This window comes from Pseudomonas sp. B21-040 (assembly GCF_024748695.1).
Lineage (GTDB): Bacteria > Pseudomonadota > Gammaproteobacteria > Pseudomonadales > Pseudomonadaceae > Aquipseudomonas.
In genome coordinates this window covers 4,048,098-4,069,283 of record NZ_CP087176.1, presented here as the reverse complement: position 1 = coordinate 4,069,283, position 21,186 = coordinate 4,048,098, and the positions used below count along the sequence as shown (strand labels likewise).

Genomic DNA, 21,186 nt, shown 5'->3' with positions numbered 1-21,186 from the left:
GGCGTGATCGCCTGAGGAGGTTTTCAGATGAGTCCCTCATCGCACTCTGTTTTGCAGGACCGGGTTGCGGCCGGTCGGCGTCTGGTGGCGCCATTGCTCGCTTACGCTCATTGCCCGGACGTCATCGTCCTCGCATTGCCCCGGGGCGGCGTGCCGGTGGCCTATGAAGTGGCCACGGCGCTGGACGTTCGCCTCGACCTGATGCTGGTGCGCAAGCTCGGCGTGCCGTCCCACGAAGAGTTCGCCATGGGCGCGATCGCGAGTGGCGGCATCCAGATTCTCAATGAACAGGCATTGCGGGTGCACCCGATTGATAAGGACTCGTTCGATGCCGTGGTCGCACGGGAAACCCGGGAGCTGCTGCGGCGCGAGCAGGCTTACCGGGGCGCCCGCCCGCCCGTGCAGCTCAAGGATCAGGTGGTGATTCTGATCGACGATGGCCTGGCGACGGGCGCCTCGATGATGGCGGCGATCCACGCAGTGCGGGTGCATTCGCCCGCTCGTATCGTGGTCGCCGTGCCGGTGGGACCACCCGAGACGGTCGAGGCGTTGCGCAGTGAAGTGGATGAGCTGATCTGCCCGCTGATCCCGGAGTGGCTCATGTCGATCGGTCATTGGTACATGGATTTTTCCCAGACCCCGGACGCCGAAGTCATCCGGCTGTTGCAACGGGCCTGGCAAAAAGCATGACGATGCTCAGGTGTTGAGCCAGATTTTAAACCAGGTCGTGCCGAGAATCGGATGCTCGCCTGGCGTCAGCGACTGGTCATCGATTGGCGCACCGAAGTAAGGCACCGTGACATCCGCGACGGTTCGGCGCGGGTCCTTGATGTGTTGCAAATACTCGCCAACAAACTCAACCAGTGGCCGCCGCTCAGGCCCGGCCACTTCCACGGTCTGATTACCGGGTGCTTGCAAGGCAATGTCTGTCAGTACCGCCGCGACGTCGATCGAGGCCACCGGCTGCAACGCCGCCGAGGCCAAGTGGATGGTGTCGCCGTCCTCGCGACCGGAGAACGCGATGGCGCTGATGAATTCGAAAAATTGAGTGGCCCGCAGGATGGTGTAGGGAATCCCCGACTTTTTGATCAGCGTTTCCTGCGCCATTTTCGCCCGGAAGTAACCGCTGTCGAGCATCTGCTCAGTGCCGACGACGGACAGGGCGACATGATGTTTGACGCCGTCGAGTTTCTCCGCCGCGAACAGGTTGTGCCCGGCAGTCTGAAAAAAATGCAACGCGGCGTGGTCTTCGAAAGAGGGCGAGTTCGCTACGTCGACCACCACGTCGGCGCCTTTCAGGGCCTGCGTCAGCCCTTCGCCGCTGATGACATTCACCCCGGTACTCGGTGACGCTGCGTAGGCTTCATGGCCCAGTTCCTGCAGGTTTTTGCAGACCTTGCTGCCGATCAGGCCGGTTCCTCCGATGACGACGATTTTCATGTCTGTTTCCCGAAACGGTGAGTGCCACCCTCATTAAAGACCCGCTGGGAGGGGCGTATCGGGCGCTGAATCGGATTAACTGACAGGTGGTCGGAAGACTGCGCAACAGGTGGAATAAACGGTGGTTCTTTGCTTTAGTCCTTCTATCGCTGGTCCATGTGTGCGGGTGCCAGGCTCAAGTCAGGGGCCACGACCGGAGAATCCCATAATGTTTCGATTGCCGCGGCTTGCAGTACTGGCTGCCATGCTCATCTTTGGGTTTTTGCCCTGTGCCCAAGCGGTCCAGTACACCCAAGTCAATCAGACCGCCAGCACCATCTCCTTCACGTACAACCAGTTCGCCTCCGAGGTGTATGGCACGTTTGGCAAGTTCAAGGCGTCGCTGGATTTCGACACTGCCAAACCCGCAGCGGCCAAGGCGGCGCTCACTATCCAGCTCGACAGCATCAATGCCGGCAGCGATGACGCCAACGCTGAACTGCAAAAACCTGCCTGGTTCAATACCGCGGCGTATCCCGTGGCGACCTTTGAATCAGTCGGTGTGAAAGCGCTCGGCGACAACAAATACACAATCATCGGCAACCTGACACTCAGAGGCATTACTCGTAAGGTGAAAGTCCCTGTCTTGCTGACGACACACAACGCCATCGGGATTTTCGTCGGCGAGTTAACGCTCAAGCGCAGCGCCTTCAAGATCGGCGAGGGTGAATATGCCGATAACGTCGTTTCCGACGACATCAATATCCGGTTCAAGATGGTTGCGCCGCAGCAATAACGTGCCAGCTGCACTTTGAGCGTGTGATTCGATTGTTTGCCGGGGTGGCTGGGTGCCACAATCGGTTTTTGTCGCAGCATCATGATCAGGCGGATCAAATGGGTGGCCCAGGATTCAGGCACGACCAGGAGCTTTTTATCGCGGCGCAAGTGCGCAGCGATCGTTTGCGACAGCTATTCCACCAATCCGTGTCTGCGGTGTTCGGCAGTTTCCTGGCCGCGATCATGCTGTGCGGACTGTGCTGGGATCGTGTTGATCACCGCATCATGTTCGGGTGGATTGGCCTGCTGAGTATCTCGTCGCTGCTGCGCATCCTGATGTTTGCCACCTATTTTCGCAGCCCGGACAATGAGCGTACGCCGCAACGCTGGGAGCGGACTTACTGGGTGACGTTGATGTTGTCGGCCGGTATCTGGGGGGCAGGCGCTTTGGCGATCATGCCGGCAAACGACCTGCTGGCCCAGGCGTTGGTCATGCTTTTTGCCGTCGGCATGTCGGTCAGCGCAGTGTCATGTTACTCGTCCTACCGTTACATGACGCTGGCGTCGATTGGCCTGGTGCTGCTGCCGTGTACCACGTGGCTATTGTTTCAACCGTCGGCACTGCAAGTCGGGATGGCGTTCGCCGTCCTGGTGTTCGCCTCATTTGTCGCCAGCGCGACCCGCAAGCTGTCCGAAGCCCTGGAAACAGCGTTTCGTCTAACCCGTGAAATGGAGCAGGCGCACCACATTTCCACGCATGCCGCACAAACCGATGAATTGACCGGGCTGAAAAATCGCCGGGCATTTTTTGAGCGGGCGCAGCTGTTGTTAAATGACTGCCAGAAAAAACGGTTGCCGCTGTGCGCCGTGATGCTGGATATGGATCACTTCAAGCACATCAATGACACCTATGGCCATCAGGTTGGCGATCAGGTGTTGCGACAGATGGGCGTCGTGATCAGCACCTGTTTTCGCGATACAGATGTCTGCGGCAGGATGGGTGGCGAGGAGTTCGCGATCCTGCTGCCGGACACGTCCATTGAGGTTGCCCTTGAAATCGCCGAACAGCTCATTCGGTCGATCAGCGGGGTAATGTCCGGGCCCGTTCACCGCATATCGGCCAGCGTCGGTGTCGCGGCAATGGAAATGCACGACAACGATCTGCAAAGCTTGATGAACAACGCGGACAAAGCGCTGTATCGGGCCAAGGCGCGTGGACGTAATCAGGTGGTGGTTTCGGAGTAGAGACGGGGATGACTAGTAAAACCGGTCTTCCTCTTTCATCCGGGCAATGCGCCCCAGCGTCCTGAACGATATCCCCAAAAACAACAGCGTCAGCAATACCCCGCCCATCATGATGTAAAACCCCGGACGGTTGCCGTTCAGTTCACGGGCAATGCTGCTTTGCCCCGGTAGCCAGCGGGAATAGATCAGGGGGATGCTGCCGCCGGTTTCAAAAGCGGTTTTCTGTGCGTAGCGCTCGTCGACATACTGATCGTCGTGCACCTGGTCGTCTTGATCGGTGTAGCGGTAGTGGATCACTTTGCCGTCGCGGTTCATGCGGATGTCGTCGAGTTGCGTCACCGTGCCGGTGGTCTCGATGGGGCCCAACTGAATGGCGGCATAGAGCATGCCCTCTTGCCGGGCCATGCCGGCGAGGAGCAGCACCACTAAACAGGCAACGGTCAGCAGGATCACCCGGTTGTACAGGTGATCTTTTTCAGCTTCGCGGGGGTAAAACATCTCACGGTCCTTCGTCGATTGGCTCACCAGCAGAAATCGGCGGACCGCGAAGCAACTTTAGGCGCGAGAGGATTATTTTCCGGTTATCGGTGTCCGTCCCTGGTCGAACCCGTAATCGACTGGCGCCCGGTCCGCAATGAACGGACCGGGTGCCAAGCGATACCGCTTTAGCGCACGGATATCGGCGCCGTTATCGTCTTGCCAAGTGCTGACTTGACGGTGATGGTCGGGGTTGCTGCCGGCCCGGCACCGGTGGTCGTCACAGTCACCCGCCACCGTCCGCCCGTGCCGACTTTCGTGAGCGTGGCGGTGCCCAGGTTAAGTGGCCCGGCGGTGGTGGCCGCGGTCACCGTTATGTTGTTGCCGGCAAAGCGCGAGGTGGTCCCGGAAATATCCCAGGCGTAGCGGTTGTTGCTGCGAACGGAGACCGTGGCGCTGGAGACCAGCAAATCCTCATTGACCGCTGCGGCGGAGACCGCCACTGAGACTGTCGCCGGATCCGACATCGCGTCCTTGGCGTCGCTGGCCTGATAGGTAAAGGTCGCGGTGAATGGCGCGGGGACGATGGCCGGAGGGGTATAGACCACACGCCCCCCGTCGGTGCTGACTGTGCCCTTACCGGAATCCGGCTGGTTCAGGCCCACGACTTTGAGCGGCAGATTGCCGTCGGGGTCGGTGTCATTGGCCAACACGTTGATGGTCAGCGGCAGGCCATTACTGCTGGTGGCACTGTCAGGGTTGGCGATCGGTTTTTTGTTGTCGCCTTGGTTGTTGTTACCGTCACCGCCAGTGCGGAAGGTAGGCAGGCCCACGGAGTTCACGTAGTTGACGCCGTCCCAGCCAGGCAGGGGCGTTGGCATCAACTGGAACTGACCCGGGTGCTCGACATCCCAACGTAGCAACATGGAGTTGTCTTCATGTTGAGTGTTGTGACAGTGCTCCATGTAGGTCCCTGCGAATTCACGGAAGTGGATCGCCATGACGACATCCTCGGAACTGTCGACGCCTTCGCCAATACGATAGACGTCCTTGCGTGCCCATTTTTCCCATTCCGGCGGTGCCTTGCCATCACGGCTGAGGATCACGCCTTCTTCGAAGTGCACGTGGACAGGGTGGTTCCAGCCGTTGCCGCCGTTTTTGATTTTCCACACTTCCAGGGTGCCGTCTCCGGAGAACCCCGCATCTTTCGGACCGTTGGCCAATTGCGGCGCTGCACTGAGCCGGCGAGGGTCCATGCTGTAACCGAAACCGCCGTCAGTCTTGACGGTCCAGGGGGCTTCGTCGGTGCCATCGGAGCGGCCGAAAATGAACTCGCGATGCCGCGCCACTGTGAGTTTTTGCTGGTCGTTGGGGTTGTCGCGGTCGATGGTCAGCGGGATCATTTTCTTGCCGGCAGCTTTGCCCGGTTTCGCCGGTTCGTAAGCGACCGGGTCCATGCTCTGGTCGTGCCCGCTGTAAGGCTGGACAACCATTTGCATGAACTTGCCGACAGCGGGGTCACCCTCGTCCCATTTCGGGCCTGTGCTGGTTTGTTTGATCACCGCCTTGTACGTCCCGGACAACACGTCTGCCAGTGACAGTTCTTCCTTTATCGGGCCCTTGCCGGTCTGGTGTGGCATCACGTTGACGAAGTACAGCTTGTCACCCACCGAGATCCCGTTTTTCGCGAAGTTGACGATGATGTCGAAGCGTTCGGCAATGCCTTGGGTTGGCAAAATTGCGTTGTTGTCCTGCGTATTACCGTCACCGTCCAGGTCCATGCTGCCGTCGAACGGTACGGCGTGCTCCATGATGTTGCCGTCGTTGCCTATCATGTGGAATGGCACCCGGGCGTAAGAAACACCCGAGCCGGCAGGCCCGGGAAACTCACCGCCATTGCCGGCAATTTCGCGCACCAGGGCCATCTTGAGGTAGCGCGACACCGAGCCGTTGAGAATGCGGAACCGATAGGCGCGCGCGCGGACTTTCAGGCTCGGTTGATACTGCCAGTTGACGAGGATCTGGTCGCCCAGGAAACCATCGGTGTTGAACGGGTTGAACCACAACTGGCCATTGGCATCCCAGGCCTTGTCGGCGACCACCAGGTTCACATCGTAGTCGCGGTTGCCCCATGGCAATCCCGAACCGCTGGGGAAGCGCAGGTTGACGCCGTCCTCGATCGCTTCGTTGCCGCGATCGATAGCGCTGTAGTAGTTCATCATCGACGCATTGCCCTTGTAGACATTCTGCGCGGTGAAATCGAGCATGTGGTCATGAAACCAGTGGGTACTCATGGTCTCGCGCCAGTCGCCGCGAATCTTGATCGTGCCGTTGTCGCAGGTTTTCAGGCCGGGGCTGGTGTCATTGACGTACAACTTCTCGCCCGGTGCGCAGGGGAATGCGGCACGAGGGTCTTGTGCGGTGGTGTTGATGGTGTCGTAACCGGCCAACTGGATCGGCCAGCGATAATCGTAGTACTGCCCCGGAAAGAAAAACGCGTTGGCATAGCCATCGCTTTCAGCCGGGGAGTGCCCGTTGTGTTCATGGGAACTGAGGGTGTGCAGGCCAAAACCGGCGTTGGCTGACGGGTCGATCGGCAGGGCGTTGTAGTGCCGCATCAGCACAGGCTGGCCGTAACGCACCATGAGCAATTTAGGCGGAAAGGTGCCATCGAAGGTCCACAACGATTTGTGATTTTGCACCGGCATTTTGGGGTGGAAGCGTGGGTCGATGCCTTTGGTGGTGCCTATCGTGGTCGGGATGTCCGAGGTCTGGTAGTAGAGCCCGCCGGGTCCGAACTCTCCTTCCGCATAGTGGTGCAATTGTTTGCTGTCACGCAGGCCTTTATTGAGACGTGCACCCACCTGCACGGTCTTGAACTGGACCTGAGGATAAAATTCGTTCCAGCGCTGATGCGACCAGCCTTTTCCCGGTGGTCGTCCTTCGGCGGGCGAGCCCACCGGATGGCGGTTGAGGAAAGCTTCTATCTGCGCCTTCCACGGGTTGCGATCCAGCACATTGGAAAACTGCGTGGGGTACGGCGTCAGCCCCGGCTGCCGCATGAAATTGTCCAGCCCGGTAAGCGATGGGCCGCTGCGCGCGATACTGTTCGGGTCTTGCGCGGGTGCCGGGCCGGCAAGGGGGACGGGGAACGTCAACGTATAGGGCGGGGTGGTCGGGTCGAGTGTTTCCGGGCCGAATTCTTCGAACAGCAATAACTGCTGGGTGTACGGTTGGGCGCCGAACAATGGGCTGGGTTTGCCATTGGTGGGGTAGTTGAAAGAAGTCTGCAAGGCGGGCGGCAATACGTTATCGGTCCGGGTTGTGGCTTTGTCGCCATACACGCCATTGGGCAACGCAATTGAGCCCTGATTGGCCGGAGGCATGGTCTTCAATGCTTCCAGCGCCGCTGCCGGATCGGCTGGCTGGTTAGTGTACGCCGAGGGGTCCGTCGGTGGCGGTGGCCCGTAATCATCCAGTGGGGCGGCGTTGACGGCGGTCAGGCTGAACGTCATCAACACCATTGAGGTAATGCCCTGCGCCCCGAAGAAGCCGGGCGACTTGTTCACAGGAAATGAGTTTTTCATGATGGTTCTCGGGGGGGCATGCCTAAGTGGTGGCACTTGCATTTTGGCCGATGCATAAGTTGCGCCATCATCAGGTACACCTGACAAACCAAGATGAATCATTGAGTTGTGAAAAAAATGTGAACGTGGGGCTGAATTGGGGAAAGTGGGGGGGCCGGGTGTAAGTCCTCATTGTCGGGGAATGGGGTTGTCTATACGCGACAACCTGCAGCAGCTGACGCAGCCTGCGCCAGCTGCTACGGATCGGGGTTCAGGAAAGCTTCACATTCATGGTGATCCGCGCCGTGAACACTTTTTTGCCTTCAGCGTCATGAATGTCCACCGGGACAATCTTGTCGCCTTCAGTCTGCCAGTCGACCTCTTCACCGTTGGCCACTGCGGTCACGTCGCTTTTGGCCTTGGCGAGGTACTCCACGCTCATGCCTTTTGGAATCCAGCGCGCGCCTGCAGGGATGGACACGTCGGTCATCATTCCGGCAGCCAGCTCGGCGGCGTTGCACATCGCAATAGCATGGACCGTACCAAGGTGGTTGGTGATCTCCCGGCTGAAGGGCACCTGGACCGTGGCGTGATCTGGACGCAACTCCGAGACCAGCGGGTTGATGGTGCTGAAGTAGGGTGCCACCTGACAGGCCATTTGGCTGAACGCTTGCGGGCCTGCGCTGTTGAACATGCTGAGAAACTGACTCATGTTGAAGCCTCACTGTTGGGTTGGTTTTACAGAATACTGTTCCGTAACAGAATAATATTCTGTTACGGAACAGTATTCTGTTGCCGTGAAATCTGTCAACCTAGCGCGGCTTGCTCGTCGGCAGTCGTCTGCCTTGTCATGGACTTTTTTTGGCTTGTGTCCCGTATGGAAACCTCAGATTTACTCGAGCGCTGCTACCCCGGCAGAAGGGCCGAACTCAAACGCGATATCTTCAGAAAGGCCCTGGCCCTGTTCAATGAACAAGGGCTCGAAGCCACGACCATCGAGATGATTCGCGCCGAGTGCGACACCAGTGTGGGCGCGATCTACCATCATTTCGGCAACAAGGAAGGTTTGGTGGCGGCGCTGTTTTTCGCCGCGCTGGACGATCAGGCCCAGCTTCGCGACCGCTATTTGAGTGAAGCAAAGACCACCCAAGAAGGCGTACACGCGCTGGTGCACAGCTTCGTCGATTGGGTCGACAGCCAGCCGGAATGGGCGCGGTTCCAGTACCACGCGCGATTTGCCGTGACCAAAGGGCCGTTCAAAGACGAGCTCGTGGCCCGCAACAAAGCGCGCAACCAAAAGCTCGGAGAATGGCTGGCGGAACCCGGCCGGCGCGATGAGTTGCGAGCGGTTCCGGCTGAACTGCTGCTATCGCTGATCATTGGCCAGTCCGACAGTTACTGCCGCGCGTGGTTGTCGGGGCGGGTGAAGGGCAGTCCGAAGGCTTACCGGGAACTGCTGGCCGAAGCAGCGTGGCGATCAATCTGTGACAATAGCCTGGCCGATGCCCAGTAAGCCTTTTCCCGGAGTCAGAATTTCAATGCCCCAACTCACCCATTTCGACGCCCCGTGCCCGGAGCCTATCAACAGCCAGATCCTGCAGATGGTCGTCGATAACCTGACCGACATCAGCATGGTCGGCATCGGGCCGAGCAACCCGTTGTACAACGTGTACCAATACACGGTCGGCTTCGAAGTGCACCTGTACCTGGAAGCACTCGACGGCTCCAAGGGCATTGCTGTCGAGTTGATCGTCGCCACCGACGATGAAGACCCGTCGAAAGTCATCGGTTTTCTGTTGTACCTGCCGATCAAAGACGACCCCGATGCGTGTGGCGTGGCCTACATGGCGGTCGACGCCGGCCATCGTCGCCGAGGTGTCGCGCGCGCCATGCTGCAAGACATGACTCACCGTTACCCGCACGCCGAATTGACCTGCGCCGTCGCCAAGGTGCCATGGTTCGAATCGATGGGGTTTCAGGTGCTGGGTGTGCGCAGCACCCAAGTGCTGATGAACACTCGCGACCACAGTAGCGAAGGCTTGATGGGGCTGCTGGATGTGGCGTCGATCTACGGTTCGCTGGAGGTTCGACAGATCCATGCCTACTTGCTGCAAAAGCATGGCAAGCGCGCAATGATCGATGCCGAGAAGCAGCGCGACCGGCATTTGGACCAGATGATCCGCAACGCCAAGGTGTTTGTGCTGAATCGTTTGGGCCAGAACGCGGCGAACGAGCCTCGTCTGGACTAGACCCGTGAGTCCTTTCGGGAGCGCACGGTCGCCCGACCGTGATATTCTGCGCGCCAACTTGGTTTGACCTAATCAGTTTGCCCGTCCCGGAGACGCGCAGACAGGATCAATGTCGCTCAAGTAGCTGAAGCCAATAATGATAAAAAGTCAGTTCAGTAGGGACATATAACTGAGGTCGATGCAGTCAGTCGGCCTTGTGTGCCCACCCCTCCCATCCTTATGAACAAACACCCACGGCATCCTGCCTGAATGCCGTGAGCCCGGGGTTTGGTCGTAAGGAGGGAAGGGCGGATGGCGTTTTATCATAGGTGCTACAGATGTTTAAAAAAGTGAACACGGCCCTGCTGGGGCTGGCATTGTCGATGGGGATGACTTCCGTCCACGCGGAAGAGGCAAAGAAAGTCGATGTGTTGCTGATTGGCGGCGGCATCATGAGCGCAACGCTGGGTGTCTGGCTCAATGAGCTGGAACCTGGCACCTCGATGGAAATGATCGAGCGCCTCGACGGCGTCGCCCTGGAAAGCTCAAACGGCTGGAACAACGCCGGTACCGGTCACTCCGCCCTGGCCGAGTTGAACTACACCCCGGAAGACGACAAAGGCAACGTACAGATCCCGAAAGCCGTTGAAATCAACGAAGCGTTCCAGATCTCCCGTCAGTTCTGGTCCTGGCAGGTTCAGCAAGGTGTGCTGAAAAACCCGCGTTCGTTCATCAACTCCACGCCGCACATGAGCTTTGTGTGGGGCGATGACAACATCAAGTTCCTGAAGAAGCGCTACGAAGCCCTGCAAGCGAGCCCGCTGTTCGCCGGCATGCAGTATTCCGAAGACCCGGCTGTGATCAAGAAGTGGGTTCCGCTGATGATGGAAGGGCGCGACCCGAACCAGAAAATCGCGGCCACCTGGTCGCCGATCGGCACCGACGTGAACTTCGGCGAGATCACCCGCCAGTTCGTCGCGCACCTGCAAACCACGCCAAAATTCGACTTGAAGTTGTCTAGCGAAGTGCAAGACATCACCAAGAACGCAGACGGCACCTGGCGCGTCAGCTACAAAAACCTGAAAGACGGCAGCAAAACCGAAACCGACGCCAAGTTCGTGTTCATCGGCGCCGGCGGCGGTGCACTGCACCTGCTGCAGAAGTCCGGCATTCCTGAAGCCCAGGAATACGCAGGCTTCCCGGTCGGCGGCTCGTTCCTCGTGACCGAAAACCCGACCATCGCCGAACAACACCTGGCCAAGGCCTACGGCAAAGCCTCCGTTGGCGCACCGCCGATGTCGGTTCCGCACCTGGACACCCGTGTCCTGGACGGCAAGCGCGTCATCCTGTTTGGCCCATTCGCGACCTTCAGCACCAAGTTCCTGAAGGAAGGTTCGTACATGGACCTGCTGACCACCACCACCACGCACAACGTGTGGCCGATGACCAAGGTCGGCATCAAGGAATACCCGCTGGTCGAGTACCTCGCCGGCCAACTGATGCTGTCTGACGAAGACCGCATGAACGCCTTGAAAGAATACTTCCCGAACGCCAAAGCCGAAGACTGGCGCCTGTGGCAAGCCGGCCAACGCGTGCAAATCATCAAGCGCGATGAAGCCGCTGGCGGCGTGCTGAAACTGGGCACCGAAATCGTTGCCTCCGCTGACGGCTCGATCGCCGGCCTGCTGGGCGCATCGCCGGGTGCGTCGACTGCTGCGCCGATCATGCTGACCGTGCTGCAGAAAGTGTTCAAGGACAAGGTTGCTTCGCCGGCCTGGCAGGAGAAGCTGCACCAGATCGTGCCGAGCTATGGCACTCAGTTGAACGGCAGTCCTGAGAAGGTTGCGCAGGAGTGGGCTTACACTGCCAAGGTGTTGGAGTTGACTCCGCCGCCGGTGATTCCGCAGTTGACGGCTCCGGTTGTTGCTCCGGCTGATGCCGGGAAGGCTCCGAAGGCTAATGCTGCGAGTGATATGGCTTTGTAAGTAGACGCTTTGTCAAAAGCCCACTGAACCGGCGACGGTCAGTGGGCTTTTTTGTTGGGCGTGATTTTCTGCGAGGGATAGATTCAACTCGTTCGCATTTTTGTAAACCTTCTTTCCCGAACCTTGTCATTTTTTCTCGGCCATCGGCGCGGGTCTCATTTGTCAGGGCGACAAAGTAGGGCAGCACGGAGCGTCGTATTTACCTTCGCCAAATAAGTGCGCTGATCCCTGTATTCACCCCATCGTCTAGACTCATCCATCCACGAACTGACGTTTGCCGCACCGCAAGGCTGGAGGGTCATCATCATTACCCATTCTCGATTTTCGAGGGAGGTGCAGCGGTAGTCAGAAGTAGCTGTACGCCTATATCAACAGATAGAGGAACACGCTATGAGACTTAAACAGATGGTGCTGGTGGGGTTGGCCACCAGCGGCATGATGTTGGGCGCGTTTTCACCAACGCTCACCCAAGCAGCCGACAAAAAACCCAATATTCTGTTCATCATGGGAGATGACATCGGCTGGATGCAGGTCGGGGCTTATCAGAACGGACTGGGTTTTGATACGACACCCAATCTGGACCGAATCGCCAATGAAGGCGCCAAGTTCATGACTTACTATGCCGAGCAAAGTTGCACGGCTGGCCGCAACGCTTTTTTCACCGGCATGACCCCCTTGCGCACCGGCATGATTCCGCCGCAATTGCCTGGCAGCCCCTCTTACCTGCGACCAGGCACACCGGCACTCGCCAAGTTCCTGCTGGACCAGGGCTACACCACTGGCGAGTTCGGCAAGAATCACTTGGGAGATCACCCCGACGCACTGCCTACAGCACACGGCTTCCAGGAGTTCTGGGGCTACCTCTATCACTTGGATGCCATGCAGCAGGTCAGCTTTCCGGACATCAACAAAAGCCCTACCGAACAGGGCATTGCCCCACCGTGCCAAACGGAGCTCATTCCAGGGGTGCCGGCAGTGCCAGGAGCCGTCGACCCCAAAACCACCGTTTGCCTGACACCACCGCGGCCTGTTTTGGCCTGTGCGTCCAAGGACGGCTCGTCAAAGAACCAGACGTGCAAGGATGAGGGGCCGCTCACCCTGGAACGCTCGAAAACGGTGGATGAAGAAATTTCAGCCAAGGTGATCGACTTCCTCGACCGCAACGACCCAAAGACGACCGACAAGCCCTTTTTTGTCTGGTACAACCCGGCGCGCATGCATGTAACCACCGTGTTCTCGCCCAAGTATGAGGCCATGCTGGGTGAACGAGGTGGTAACGACTGGGGTATCCAGGAAGTCGGCATGAAGCAGATGGACGACAACATCGGCCTGGTGCTGAAAAAGCTCGAGAGTATGGGGCAGCTGGACAACACCATCGTGGTGTTCACCACAGACAACGGTGCAGAAAGCCAGACATTCCCCGATGGTGGCATGACGCCCTTCAAGGCCGGCAAGCTGACGACCTGGGAAGGCGGCATGCGTGTACCGGCGCTGATCCGTTGGCCCGGTCAAATCAAGCCCGGTACGGTGTATGACGACATCGTTGCTTCCTACGACTGGATGCCGACACTGGTTGAAATCGCAGGCGGCCCGAAAGGCAACGAACTCAACGCGCAGATCATGGCCGGCAAGTACCCGGGCATCGTCAAAACCAAGCTGCAGGGCGTCAATCAACTGGACTATCTGACAGGCAAATCGAACAAGTCCGCGCGCGATACATTCTTGTACTACACCGGGGCTACACCGTCGGCCGTACGCTACAAGAACTGGAAGATTTACTTCACCATGGAAGGGTCATCCGGCGCTTCGGCACTGGCAGGCCCACAGCAGTATGGCTGGGCGCAGGTGCAAAATATTCGCAGGGATCCGTTCGAACAGGCCGTAGGCGAAGAGCAGAAGTCGGTGCTGTCTATCGGCGGTGCATTGGCGGCACCCAGCACGGCCTATCTCTACGATTGGAACCTGTTGCCGGTTGGCCAGCAATTATGGCTACAGGAACTTGAGTCCTTTGCCGAGTTCCCGCCCCTGCAATCGCCGGAGTCCTACAACCTCGTGCAGGTCCTGGATCAAGTCAAGGCGATGAGCAAGAAGGTACCAGGCCAGTAGGCGTGTGAAGCGAGAAAGCCAGGGCGCTCTGCCCCTGGCTTTCTCGGCTGCGGGTAATCAAATCCATTCCGATTGTATTGGGGGATGTGACGGCATAGGCGAAAAGCTGGGTTTGCTTGCCAAAACACCCGCTCCGGATCGATCGCGGCGCCAAAAACAGGCAACGATAGGCTAGAAGCAGGCACTGAAGGCGTTCATTAAGCATTGAATATTTCACTAGCATGCCAATGTCAGGTCTTTCTAAATTCATAAATATCCGTATATTCGTATGTTCATATATATGAGCCGCTCCGATGAACCTCTTGCCTGCCACTGTCTTCAAATGCCTGGGTGATGAAACCCGCGCAAGGGTCATGTTACTGCTCTGCGCACAAGGTGAACTCTGCGTATGCGAACTGATCTGCGCACTCGGTGACAGTCAACCCAAGATTTCACGCCACCTGGCTCAGTTGCGTAGCTGCGGACTGCTCGAAACTCGCCGTCAAGGGCAATGGATTTACTACCGACTGAACGTTGAGCTTCCACAGTGGGTCATCGACGTAATCCAGGTCACGCTTGAGGCCAACCGCCACTGGCTGAGCCAGGACGAAAAACGCCTTGATCAGATGGGTGAGCGTCCCGAGCGCCAGGCAGCATGTTGCTGAGATAGCTGTTAATTCAATCAAACCATCTACTGCCCCTCCGAAGTCAGCACACGAAAGAGAACAACATCATGAGCATCAAAGTAGGTATCAACGGTTTCGGTCGAATCGGTCGTCTTGCATTGCGCGCCGCTTGGCACTGGCCCGAGTTTGAATTCGTGCAAATCAATGACCCTGCTGGCGACGCTACCACCCATGCGCACCTGATCAATTTCGATTCCGTGCACGGCCGTTGGCACAACGAAGCCAGCGCCGATGGCGATTGCGTGGTCATTGACGGTCGACGCATTCGGGTGACGGCCAACCAATCCATCGCCGACACTGACTGGTCCGGCTGCGATTTAGTCATCGAAGCCAGTGGCAAAATGAAGTCCGTTGGCGTGCTTCAGGCGTATCTGGAACAAGGTGTGAAGCGCGTGGTGGTCTGCGCACCGGTGAAGGAACAGGGCGCGCTGAACATCGTCATGGGCGTCAATCAGCACCTGTTCGATCCGGCTCGGCACCGTATTGTTACCGCCGCATCCTGCACCACCAATTGCCTGGCTCCGGTGGTCAAAGTGATCCACGAAAACCTCTGTATTCGCCATGGTTCGATCACCACGATCCACGACCTGACCAATACGCAAAGCATTCTCGATCAGCCGCACAAGGACCTGCGTCGCGCCCGTGCTTCGGGCATGAGCCTGATCCCGACCAGCACAGGCTCGGCGACAGCCATTGCGGAAATTTTCCCGGAGTTGCGTGGCCGCCTGAACGGCCATGCCGTGCGCGTACCACTGGCCAATGCCTCTCTTACCGACTGCGTGTTCGAGGTGGAGCGTGCGACTTCGGTGGAGGAGGTCAATGAGTTGCTCAAATCTGCGGCTGCTGGTCCGCTCAAAGACATCCTCGGTTATGAGGAGCGTCCACTGGTTTCGATCGACTACCGCACCGATCCGCGCTCCTCGATCATCGATGCGCTTTCGACCATGGTGGTGAACGGCACCCAAGTGAAGATCTACGCCTGGTACGACAACGAGTGGGGGTACGCCAACCGCGTTGTCGAACTGGCCAAACTGGCCGGCTTGGCCGGTTAACAGCGGTGGTCATGAAGGCGTCGTCAGCCCTTTCCCCGGAAGTTCGGCAGTACCTGCTGGTCACCGGCAACTACTGGGCCTTCACCCTCACCGATGGCGCACTGCGCATGTTGGTGGTATTGCATTTCCACACATTGGGCTACTCGCCGCTGCACATTGCCGCGCTGTTCCTGTTCTACGAAATCTTCGGCGTCATCACCAACCTGGTGGGCGGCTACCTGGGCGCTCGCCTGGGCTTGAATCGCACGATGAATATCGGTCTTGGCCTCCAGGTCGCCGCCTTGCTGATGCTCACAGTACCAGTCGCTCTACTGACCATTCCTTGGGTGATGGGCGCTCAAGCATTGTCCGGTATCGCCAAGGACCTCAATAAGATGAGTGCCAAGAGTTCGATCAAACTTTTGGTGCCCGACCAGCAGCAGGGCACGCTTTATCAGTGGATAGCCGTCCTCACCGGCTCAAAAAACGCCCTCAAGGGTGTGGGCTTCTTCCTGGGCGGTGCCTTGCTGGCATGGTTGACGTTCAGAGGGGCGGTGCTGCTGATGGCAACGGTATTGGCACTGATCTGGATCGCGAGCCTGTTCTTGCTGCAAAAGGATCTGGGCAGAGCCAAGGCCAAGCCGAAGTTCCGCGAAATGCTCTCCAAGAGCCGAGCGATCAACATCCTCTCGGCGGCGCGGCTGTTTCTTTTTGGTGCTCGCGATGTGTGGTTTGTCGTCGCCTTGCCGGTGTACCTGAGTGAAGTACTGGGCTGGGACTTTTGGCGGGTGGGTGGATTTCTGGCAGCCTGGATCATCGGCTACGGCATCGTTCAGTCTCTCGCCCCGAACATCACCGGGAAGACGCGTGGCCATGTCCCGGATGGGCGAGCGGCCTTCATTTGGGCGGCTTCGCTGGCCGGCTTCCCGGCCACTATCGCCCTCGGCCTCTCGGCGGGCGGGTCACCCCAGGTTGTGCTCCTGGGTGGATTGATGATCTTCGGTGCGCTGTTTGCGGTGAACTCCTCCTTACACAGCTACTTGATCATCTCCTATGCAAAAGAGGACGGGGTATCGCTGGATGTGGGTTTCTATTACATGTCCAACGCATTGGGGCGGCTGCTCGGTACCGTACTGTCTGGCTGGATTTACCAAGACTACGGGCTGGAAGCTTGCCTGTGGGTTTCTACGGCCTTTGTCATGCTGGCCGCGCTGATTTCCAGCGGCTTGCCCAAACACGCCAAAGCGATACCTTCGACATGACAAGTTGGAATTTCACCGGCTGAATGCCGATGGAAGAATTAGCAGTCTGGCACACCGCAAGACGGTGGTTCGTCATAGCAGTTTTATTAAGTAAACAGGCCGATTTCAGCCATTTGTCACTGGCTGCCTTGAGTTGATGCGGTCGGTCTCGAAAGCTTGAATTCGCCATCGCCCGGATTCAGCCGGCTGAATTGAAAGTACTGATTCACCTTGCGTAAAAATCCGTCATGACATGTTATGACCTCCTTCAAAAACGGACTTTGACCAACAAATACGGCGGTTAAAGGACGAATGGTCGAGAGGCGTCAAGCGCGGTGAATTGCTGGGAGTTTGCAGCCACTACATGCTTTTCAGGCAGGCGCGTTCGTCGCGGGGAAGTGAACTTCATTTTCTTCACGTGTCACATTAGGTCCTCGTCAAGTGAACTTCAGCAGAGGTACAGCCTAATGAACATGGCCACAGTAGTCAGTGCCGTGATTTCGAGTCTCGCACCAAGTGTCTTTGACCAGAACGGCTTGCAAGAGCCCGGCGCGCATGTGTCAGCCGTCGATTACCACTACGGAATGGAAATCGATGTGAAGCAAGTACTGCGGCGCACCGATACATCCGATAAGACTGGCGTAGTACCAGTGACCCTGGTTTACCTGGACAGCCAAGGCGAGGTTCACAAACTTCGTTTCCTCGAATGGGGCGGAAGCCCGGCCAACCCCACCAGCGTGACCTGATCCGCTCACCGACAGGATTCTGGGCCTCGCCTGCCCCCCAGAAGCGCAAGTTAAACCTCATATGTATTAAGTACGAATGAAGTTTTTGTTACCTGAAAATGGACATGATCGAATGATTAAAAGTTCATTCGCAAAAATCGCTATTATCTTGGCAGCGTAATACTGCAAGAGTATTTGATAATAATTATTGGATCCTAATTGCAATCAGCAACGGCAAACTCTAATTAAGTCGTGTCGTGAGTTATGTTGATTCACTATTGAAGTCAAGAGGTCACCATGGAACTTAGTATGCTTTCTTCGTCCACCGTGGAATATGTGCGTTTGGGTGTTGTGTATTTCCATCTTATCGCTTGCTGCGTGGCAATCGGGCTGGTGTTGACCAGTGACATTGCAATGGTCAAGCAACTCCTGAAAGGGGATGTGTCGGGTCACCATGATGACGCGCATATGGAAAGTCTTCAAAAAACCGTAGTGCTTGCACTTGTCGCTCTGTGGATTACGGGCATTGGTATTGTCGGGATAGATTATGCCGGCAAGGGAATGGAATATTTCCTCAATCCAAAATTGCAAGCCAAGATCGGGATAGTTGTGCTGTTGACCTTTAACGGTTTCCTCTTGCATAGCGCTGTATTGCCGGCCCTGAAAAAAGCCGGTTCGTTGCTGAAACTCTCCTTTAGCCTGCGGATGCTGGCGCTGTTCTCCGGCGCCCTCTCTGGCGTGTCGTGGTTCTATGCCGCCATGCTGGGTGTTGGTCGTCCGCTGGCCTGGAAGTACTCGCTGGTGGAGTTGCTGGCAGCCTATCCGGTTCTCATCGTCGGTGGATTTGGAATGATGGTGCTGCTCACTGCCTGGGCAAAAAACAGAGACGCTCAAGAGCGCATGGAGCAAGGCGCCTGGGGCGCCAGAAGCACCGCCCTGGCTGGATGGTGAAGCCCGGTTGAATAAGCAAGTTCAGCTTTAACAAATGAATTCCGTTGTTAACCGTTAATAAAATCTCACGTGAGGATACCCAAATGAAATCTATGAAAGCTCTCTTCGTAGTCGCCGCTTTGACCGCTTCTTCTCTGGCGATGGCCACAGGTGGCGGTGACCGAACCTTCACACGCATGGAGTCGGCCCGGAAAGTGTCGATGGAAGCCTTCCAGGTTGCGCAGAAACAGAAGGCTGAAGCCGCTGTAGCTCAAAGCAAAGCCAAGGCAACCGATCGCACCAACAGCTGATCTGTGTAGCGCGTTCCCGGGCAGGGCTGTCGGTAAACCTGATGTTGGATCAAGTAGATCTACTAGGGTAGGCGAGGGCGTTGTTCCAGCGTGGTGTGCAGTAAAAAGCCCCGCTCCCTTTTAAGGGGCGGGGCTTTATACATTTCAGCAATGTCGCAAAGACAAAGCGTCATGGTGAAAGGTGCTGACTTTGGCAAAGCTCCTTCCTGGGTACTCAAAACGGATTGAAGAGTCGCCATTCCGCCGTCTGTGCGGGAATGTTGGTCGTCGTACAACGAGATTTGGTTTCGAATTCCCCACAACCTGCCATCAACGCCCGTAACGCCAAAACGCCAACACTCCTGCAGCTAGCGCCGTCTGTACCCATCCGCAAATTTTCTCGCAACCCCGTCACCCAGACCAACGGCCATCTTTCAGATTGACAGCCCAACCTCAATCTCGCTATAAAAGGCGCAGTTGTACGACGACAGACGAGACATCGACTGTTCATCCTAAAAATAAAAAAGCGTGTCGGCCCTCATCATGAATTCATCTAGCGTACTCAGCCCCCTCTACGTCGCTTCTTCTGGCCCGATCCTGTCTGCTTGCGCGCCCGCGCAATCGGCTGTGTTGCAGGCGACTGCCCCGTCAAACCCCTGCCAGCACTCGCGACACGTCTACCTCCAGCCGTAAAAAGATGCACCGGCGGCGGGGTACAGCATTCGAGTTAATCGAAAGTTACGGCTGAACCTGACCAGCCTCGACGCGGATTCCTCGCGTTTTGGCGATGCTTTACGACACACTTGATCTCGCTTGAAACCGAGAGATCATCACCATAATCCAATAATAAAGTGATGCCATGAATCTGAACGAGCCCATCAATGCGCAACGCGTCGGCCAAACGGTCGGCAAATATCGCTGGACGATCTGTGCACTGTTGTTTTTCGCCACCACCGTCAATTACCTGGACCGTCAGGTACTGAGTCTGTTGGCGCCGCAACTGTCGACGCAGTTTGGTTGGAGTAACACTGATTACGCCAACATTGCCGCGGTTTTCCAGTTCGTGTACGCGATTTCCATGCTGTTTGCCGGCCGCTTCGTCGACAAGATCGGCACCAAGAAAGCGTATATGTTCGCGATTGGTATCTGGTCCACGGGCGCGGTCATGCACGCCTTTGCGGTGCCAATGGGTGAGGGCATCGGTGCGCTGAGCAGTGCACTCGGCCTGGCGGTCATTCCGGTTTCGATTGCGGGTTTCATGCTGTCGCGCGCTGTGCTGGCGATTGGTGAAGCGGGTAACTTCCCGATTGCGATCAAGGCCACCGCCGAATACTTCCCGAAGAAGGAACGTTCTTTCGCCACCGGCATCTTCAACTCCGGCGCCAACGTGGGCGCAGTCCTGGCACCGATTTGCGTGCCGCTGATTGCCGGCATTTGGGGCTGGGAAGCCGCGTTTATCGTGATCGGTATGTTGGGCTTCGTCTGGGTCGCTGTCTGGATCGCACTTTACGAGAAGCCAGATCAGCAAAAGCGTCTGTCGGCTGAGGAACTGGCTTACATCCGCAGCGATGAAGGGGTGCAAGTGGCTACGCCTGAAGTGAAGGGTGTCGCGGCCAAAAAAGTATCGTGGTTCAAGTTGCTGACCTACCGTCAGACTTGGGCCTTTGCTTTCGGCAAGTTCATGACCGACGGCGTGTGGTGGTTCTTCCTGTTCTGGCTGCCGACCTATCTGTCGGCGCAATACGGCATGAAGGGCGCGGACATCGTGTTGCCACTGGCCGTGTTGTACAGCATGACCATGGTCGGCAGCATCGGCGGGGGCTGGTTCCCGAGCTACTTCATGGCGCGCGGCGACAAGCCGTATGACGGCCGCATGAAAGCCATGCTGGTGATCGCGCTGTTCCCGTTGGTGGTGCTGCTGGCGCAGCCATTCGGTTACATCAGCTTCTGGGTGCCGGTGCTGCTGATCGGTGTTGGCGCGTCGGCTCACCAGGCGTGGTCGTGCAACATCTTCACGACCGTGTCCGACATGTTCCCGCAAAAAACCATCGCTTCCGTGGTCGGCATTGGCGGCATGGCGGGTGGTTTGGGCGGTGTCGTGATGACGAAGGTGGGTGGTTACGTGTTCGACTACTACAAATCGATCAACGATATTCACACCGGCTACATGATCATGTTCGCCATCTGTTCGCTGGCCTATCTGGTGGCCTGGAGCGTGATGAAAACGCTGGTGCCACGCCATAAGGAAATCACCGATCTGTAAGCGGCGATTGATGCAATAGAAAGCCCCGTCCCACGTGAGTGGGGCGGGGCTTTTTCGTTTGCAGGATCAAATCTGATCCGTATTTTTCTGAGGAATCTGAATCTGTAATGCACTCAGTTGCGGGCTCAGAATGAAGGCACGCAGCAACCTCACAATTTAGGAGGCCCCAATGGGCAAGATGGCACTCTTCCTCGGTGGATTTCTGGTGTTGACCATTCTGATTGGTGCACTGGCCACG

The 21,186-nt window shown here is 57.3% G+C and carries 18 protein-coding genes; 14 read left to right on the top strand and 4 right to left on the bottom strand.

Translation table 11 applies throughout. The features are described 5' to 3' along the window. Nucleotides 1-27: 27 nt before the first annotated feature. On the top strand, nt 28-690 hold the full coding sequence (locus LOY55_RS18655; protein ID WP_258666191.1) for a phosphoribosyltransferase: 663 nt from the start codon (nt 28-30) through the stop codon (nt 688-690). A 6-nt stretch (nt 691-696) separates the two neighbouring features. On the opposite strand, the gene LOY55_RS18650 is transcribed toward LOY55_RS18655, so the two are convergent. Then, nucleotides 697-1,440, bottom strand: a complete 744-nt coding sequence (locus LOY55_RS18650) for an SDR family oxidoreductase (protein WP_258666189.1) — start codon at nt 1,438-1,440, stop codon at nt 697-699. 205 nt (nt 1,441-1,645) lie between these two features. Between LOY55_RS18650 and LOY55_RS18645 the strand changes: the two genes are divergently transcribed. Further along, nucleotides 1,646-2,215 carry a YceI family protein gene (locus LOY55_RS18645; RefSeq protein WP_109786763.1) on the top strand — a complete coding sequence of 190 codons (570 nt, stop codon included), beginning with the start codon at nt 1,646-1,648 and terminating at the stop codon, nt 2,213-2,215. Between the two features lie 98 nt (nt 2,216-2,313). Continuing rightward, the gene (locus LOY55_RS18640; protein ID WP_223525050.1) at nt 2,314-3,441 is read left to right on the top strand and encodes a diguanylate cyclase; all 1,128 of its coding nucleotides are present in this window, start codon (nt 2,314-2,316) and stop codon (nt 3,439-3,441) included. Nucleotides 3,442-3,453: 12 nt separating this feature from the next. Here the strand turns inward: LOY55_RS18640 and LOY55_RS18635 are convergent, their stop codons facing one another. From LOY55_RS18635 to LOY55_RS18625, 3 genes are all read right to left on the bottom strand, one after another. Further along, a complete protein-coding gene (locus LOY55_RS18635; RefSeq protein WP_046030355.1) occupies nt 3,454-3,939 on the bottom strand; it encodes a DUF3592 domain-containing protein in 486 nt (161 codons plus the stop codon). Between the two features lie 167 nt (nt 3,940-4,106). Continuing rightward, nucleotides 4,107-7,505, bottom strand: a complete 3,399-nt coding sequence (locus LOY55_RS18630; RefSeq protein ID WP_109786680.1) for an Ig-like domain-containing protein — start codon at nt 7,503-7,505, stop codon at nt 4,107-4,109. A gap of 250 nt (nt 7,506-7,755) precedes the next feature. Beyond that, nucleotides 7,756-8,196 carry a hotdog fold domain-containing protein gene (locus tag LOY55_RS18625; RefSeq protein ID WP_077431945.1) on the bottom strand — a complete coding sequence of 147 codons (441 nt, stop codon included), beginning with the start codon at nt 8,194-8,196 and terminating at the stop codon, nt 7,756-7,758. Between the two features lie 165 nt (nt 8,197-8,361). Here LOY55_RS18625 and LOY55_RS18620 point away from each other — a divergent pair, with 165 nt between their 5' ends. From LOY55_RS18620 to LOY55_RS18570, 11 genes are all read left to right on the top strand, one after another. Then, nucleotides 8,362-8,997, top strand: a complete 636-nt coding sequence (locus tag LOY55_RS18620) for a TetR/AcrR family transcriptional regulator (RefSeq protein WP_077431946.1) — start codon at nt 8,362-8,364, stop codon at nt 8,995-8,997. 25 nt (nt 8,998-9,022) lie between these two features. Further along, entirely contained in the window at nt 9,023-9,733 is a 711-nt protein-coding gene (locus tag LOY55_RS18615; protein ID WP_258666185.1) for a GNAT family N-acetyltransferase, read from the top strand. Between the two features lie 317 nt (nt 9,734-10,050). Next, a complete protein-coding gene (gene mqo / locus LOY55_RS18610) occupies nt 10,051-11,697 on the top strand; it encodes a malate dehydrogenase (quinone) (protein WP_223525054.1) in 1,647 nt (548 codons plus the stop codon). Between the two features lie 390 nt (nt 11,698-12,087). Continuing rightward, nucleotides 12,088-13,803: an arylsulfatase gene (locus LOY55_RS18605; protein ID WP_258666183.1), complete on the top strand. Its 1,716-nt coding sequence runs from the start codon at nt 12,088-12,090 to the stop codon at nt 13,801-13,803. Nucleotides 13,804-14,096: 293 nt separating this feature from the next. After that, on the top strand, nt 14,097-14,447 hold the full coding sequence (locus LOY55_RS18600) for a metalloregulator ArsR/SmtB family transcription factor (RefSeq protein WP_046030337.1): 351 nt from the start codon (nt 14,097-14,099) through the stop codon (nt 14,445-14,447). A gap of 68 nt (nt 14,448-14,515) precedes the next feature. After that, nucleotides 14,516-15,520, top strand: a complete 1,005-nt coding sequence (locus tag LOY55_RS18595) for an ArsJ-associated glyceraldehyde-3-phosphate dehydrogenase (protein ID WP_258666181.1) — start codon at nt 14,516-14,518, stop codon at nt 15,518-15,520. An 11-nt stretch (nt 15,521-15,531) separates the two neighbouring features. Continuing rightward, a complete protein-coding gene (gene arsJ / locus LOY55_RS18590; RefSeq protein ID WP_109786674.1) occupies nt 15,532-16,761 on the top strand; it encodes an organoarsenical effux MFS transporter ArsJ in 1,230 nt (409 codons plus the stop codon). Between the two features lie 446 nt (nt 16,762-17,207). Continuing rightward, nucleotides 17,208-17,486, top strand: a complete 279-nt coding sequence (locus LOY55_RS18585) for a DUF2790 domain-containing protein (RefSeq protein ID WP_046030330.1) — start codon at nt 17,208-17,210, stop codon at nt 17,484-17,486. A 276-nt stretch (nt 17,487-17,762) separates the two neighbouring features. Next, entirely contained in the window at nt 17,763-18,416 is a 654-nt protein-coding gene (locus LOY55_RS18580) for a hypothetical protein (protein WP_046030328.1), read from the top strand. Between the two features lie 83 nt (nt 18,417-18,499). Beyond that, entirely contained in the window at nt 18,500-18,706 is a 207-nt protein-coding gene (locus LOY55_RS18575; protein WP_046030326.1) for a co-regulatory protein PtrA N-terminal domain-containing protein, read from the top strand. Nucleotides 18,707-19,544: 838 nt separating this feature from the next. Further along, a complete protein-coding gene (locus LOY55_RS18570) occupies nt 19,545-20,948 on the top strand; it encodes an MFS transporter (protein WP_046030324.1) in 1,404 nt (467 codons plus the stop codon). The last annotated feature ends 238 nt before the right edge of the window (nt 20,949-21,186 follow it).

Coding starts and splice junctions, on each gene's coding strand:
- LOY55_RS18655 (WP_258666191.1), top strand. CDS start 28: ATGAGTCCCTCATCGCACTCTGTTTTGCAGGACCGGGTTGCGGCCGGT.
- LOY55_RS18650 (WP_258666189.1), bottom strand. CDS start 1,440: ATGAAAATCGTCGTCATCGGAGGAACCGGCCTGATCGGCAGCAAGGTC.
- LOY55_RS18640 (WP_223525050.1), top strand. CDS start 2,314: ATGGGTGGCCCAGGATTCAGGCACGACCAGGAGCTTTTTATCGCGGCG.
- LOY55_RS18635 (WP_046030355.1), bottom strand. CDS start 3,939: ATGTTTTACCCCCGCGAAGCTGAAAAAGATCACCTGTACAACCGGGTG.
- LOY55_RS18630 (WP_109786680.1), bottom strand. CDS start 7,505: ATGAAAAACTCATTTCCTGTGAACAAGTCGCCCGGCTTCTTCGGGGCG.
- LOY55_RS18625 (WP_077431945.1), bottom strand. CDS start 8,196: ATGAGTCAGTTTCTCAGCATGTTCAACAGCGCAGGCCCGCAAGCGTTC.
- LOY55_RS18620 (WP_077431946.1), top strand. CDS start 8,362: ATGGAAACCTCAGATTTACTCGAGCGCTGCTACCCCGGCAGAAGGGCC.
- LOY55_RS18615 (WP_258666185.1), top strand. CDS start 9,023: ATGCCCCAACTCACCCATTTCGACGCCCCGTGCCCGGAGCCTATCAAC.
- mqo (WP_223525054.1), top strand. CDS start 10,051: ATGTTTAAAAAAGTGAACACGGCCCTGCTGGGGCTGGCATTGTCGATG.
- LOY55_RS18605 (WP_258666183.1), top strand. CDS start 12,088: ATGAGACTTAAACAGATGGTGCTGGTGGGGTTGGCCACCAGCGGCATG.
- LOY55_RS18600 (WP_046030337.1), top strand. CDS start 14,097: ATGAACCTCTTGCCTGCCACTGTCTTCAAATGCCTGGGTGATGAAACC.
- LOY55_RS18595 (WP_258666181.1), top strand. CDS start 14,516: ATGAGCATCAAAGTAGGTATCAACGGTTTCGGTCGAATCGGTCGTCTT.
- arsJ (WP_109786674.1), top strand. CDS start 15,532: ATGAAGGCGTCGTCAGCCCTTTCCCCGGAAGTTCGGCAGTACCTGCTG.
- LOY55_RS18585 (WP_046030330.1), top strand. CDS start 17,208: ATGAACATGGCCACAGTAGTCAGTGCCGTGATTTCGAGTCTCGCACCA.
- LOY55_RS18580 (WP_046030328.1), top strand. CDS start 17,763: ATGGAACTTAGTATGCTTTCTTCGTCCACCGTGGAATATGTGCGTTTG.
- LOY55_RS18575 (WP_046030326.1), top strand. CDS start 18,500: ATGAAATCTATGAAAGCTCTCTTCGTAGTCGCCGCTTTGACCGCTTCT.
- LOY55_RS18570 (WP_046030324.1), top strand. CDS start 19,545: ATGAATCTGAACGAGCCCATCAATGCGCAACGCGTCGGCCAAACGGTC.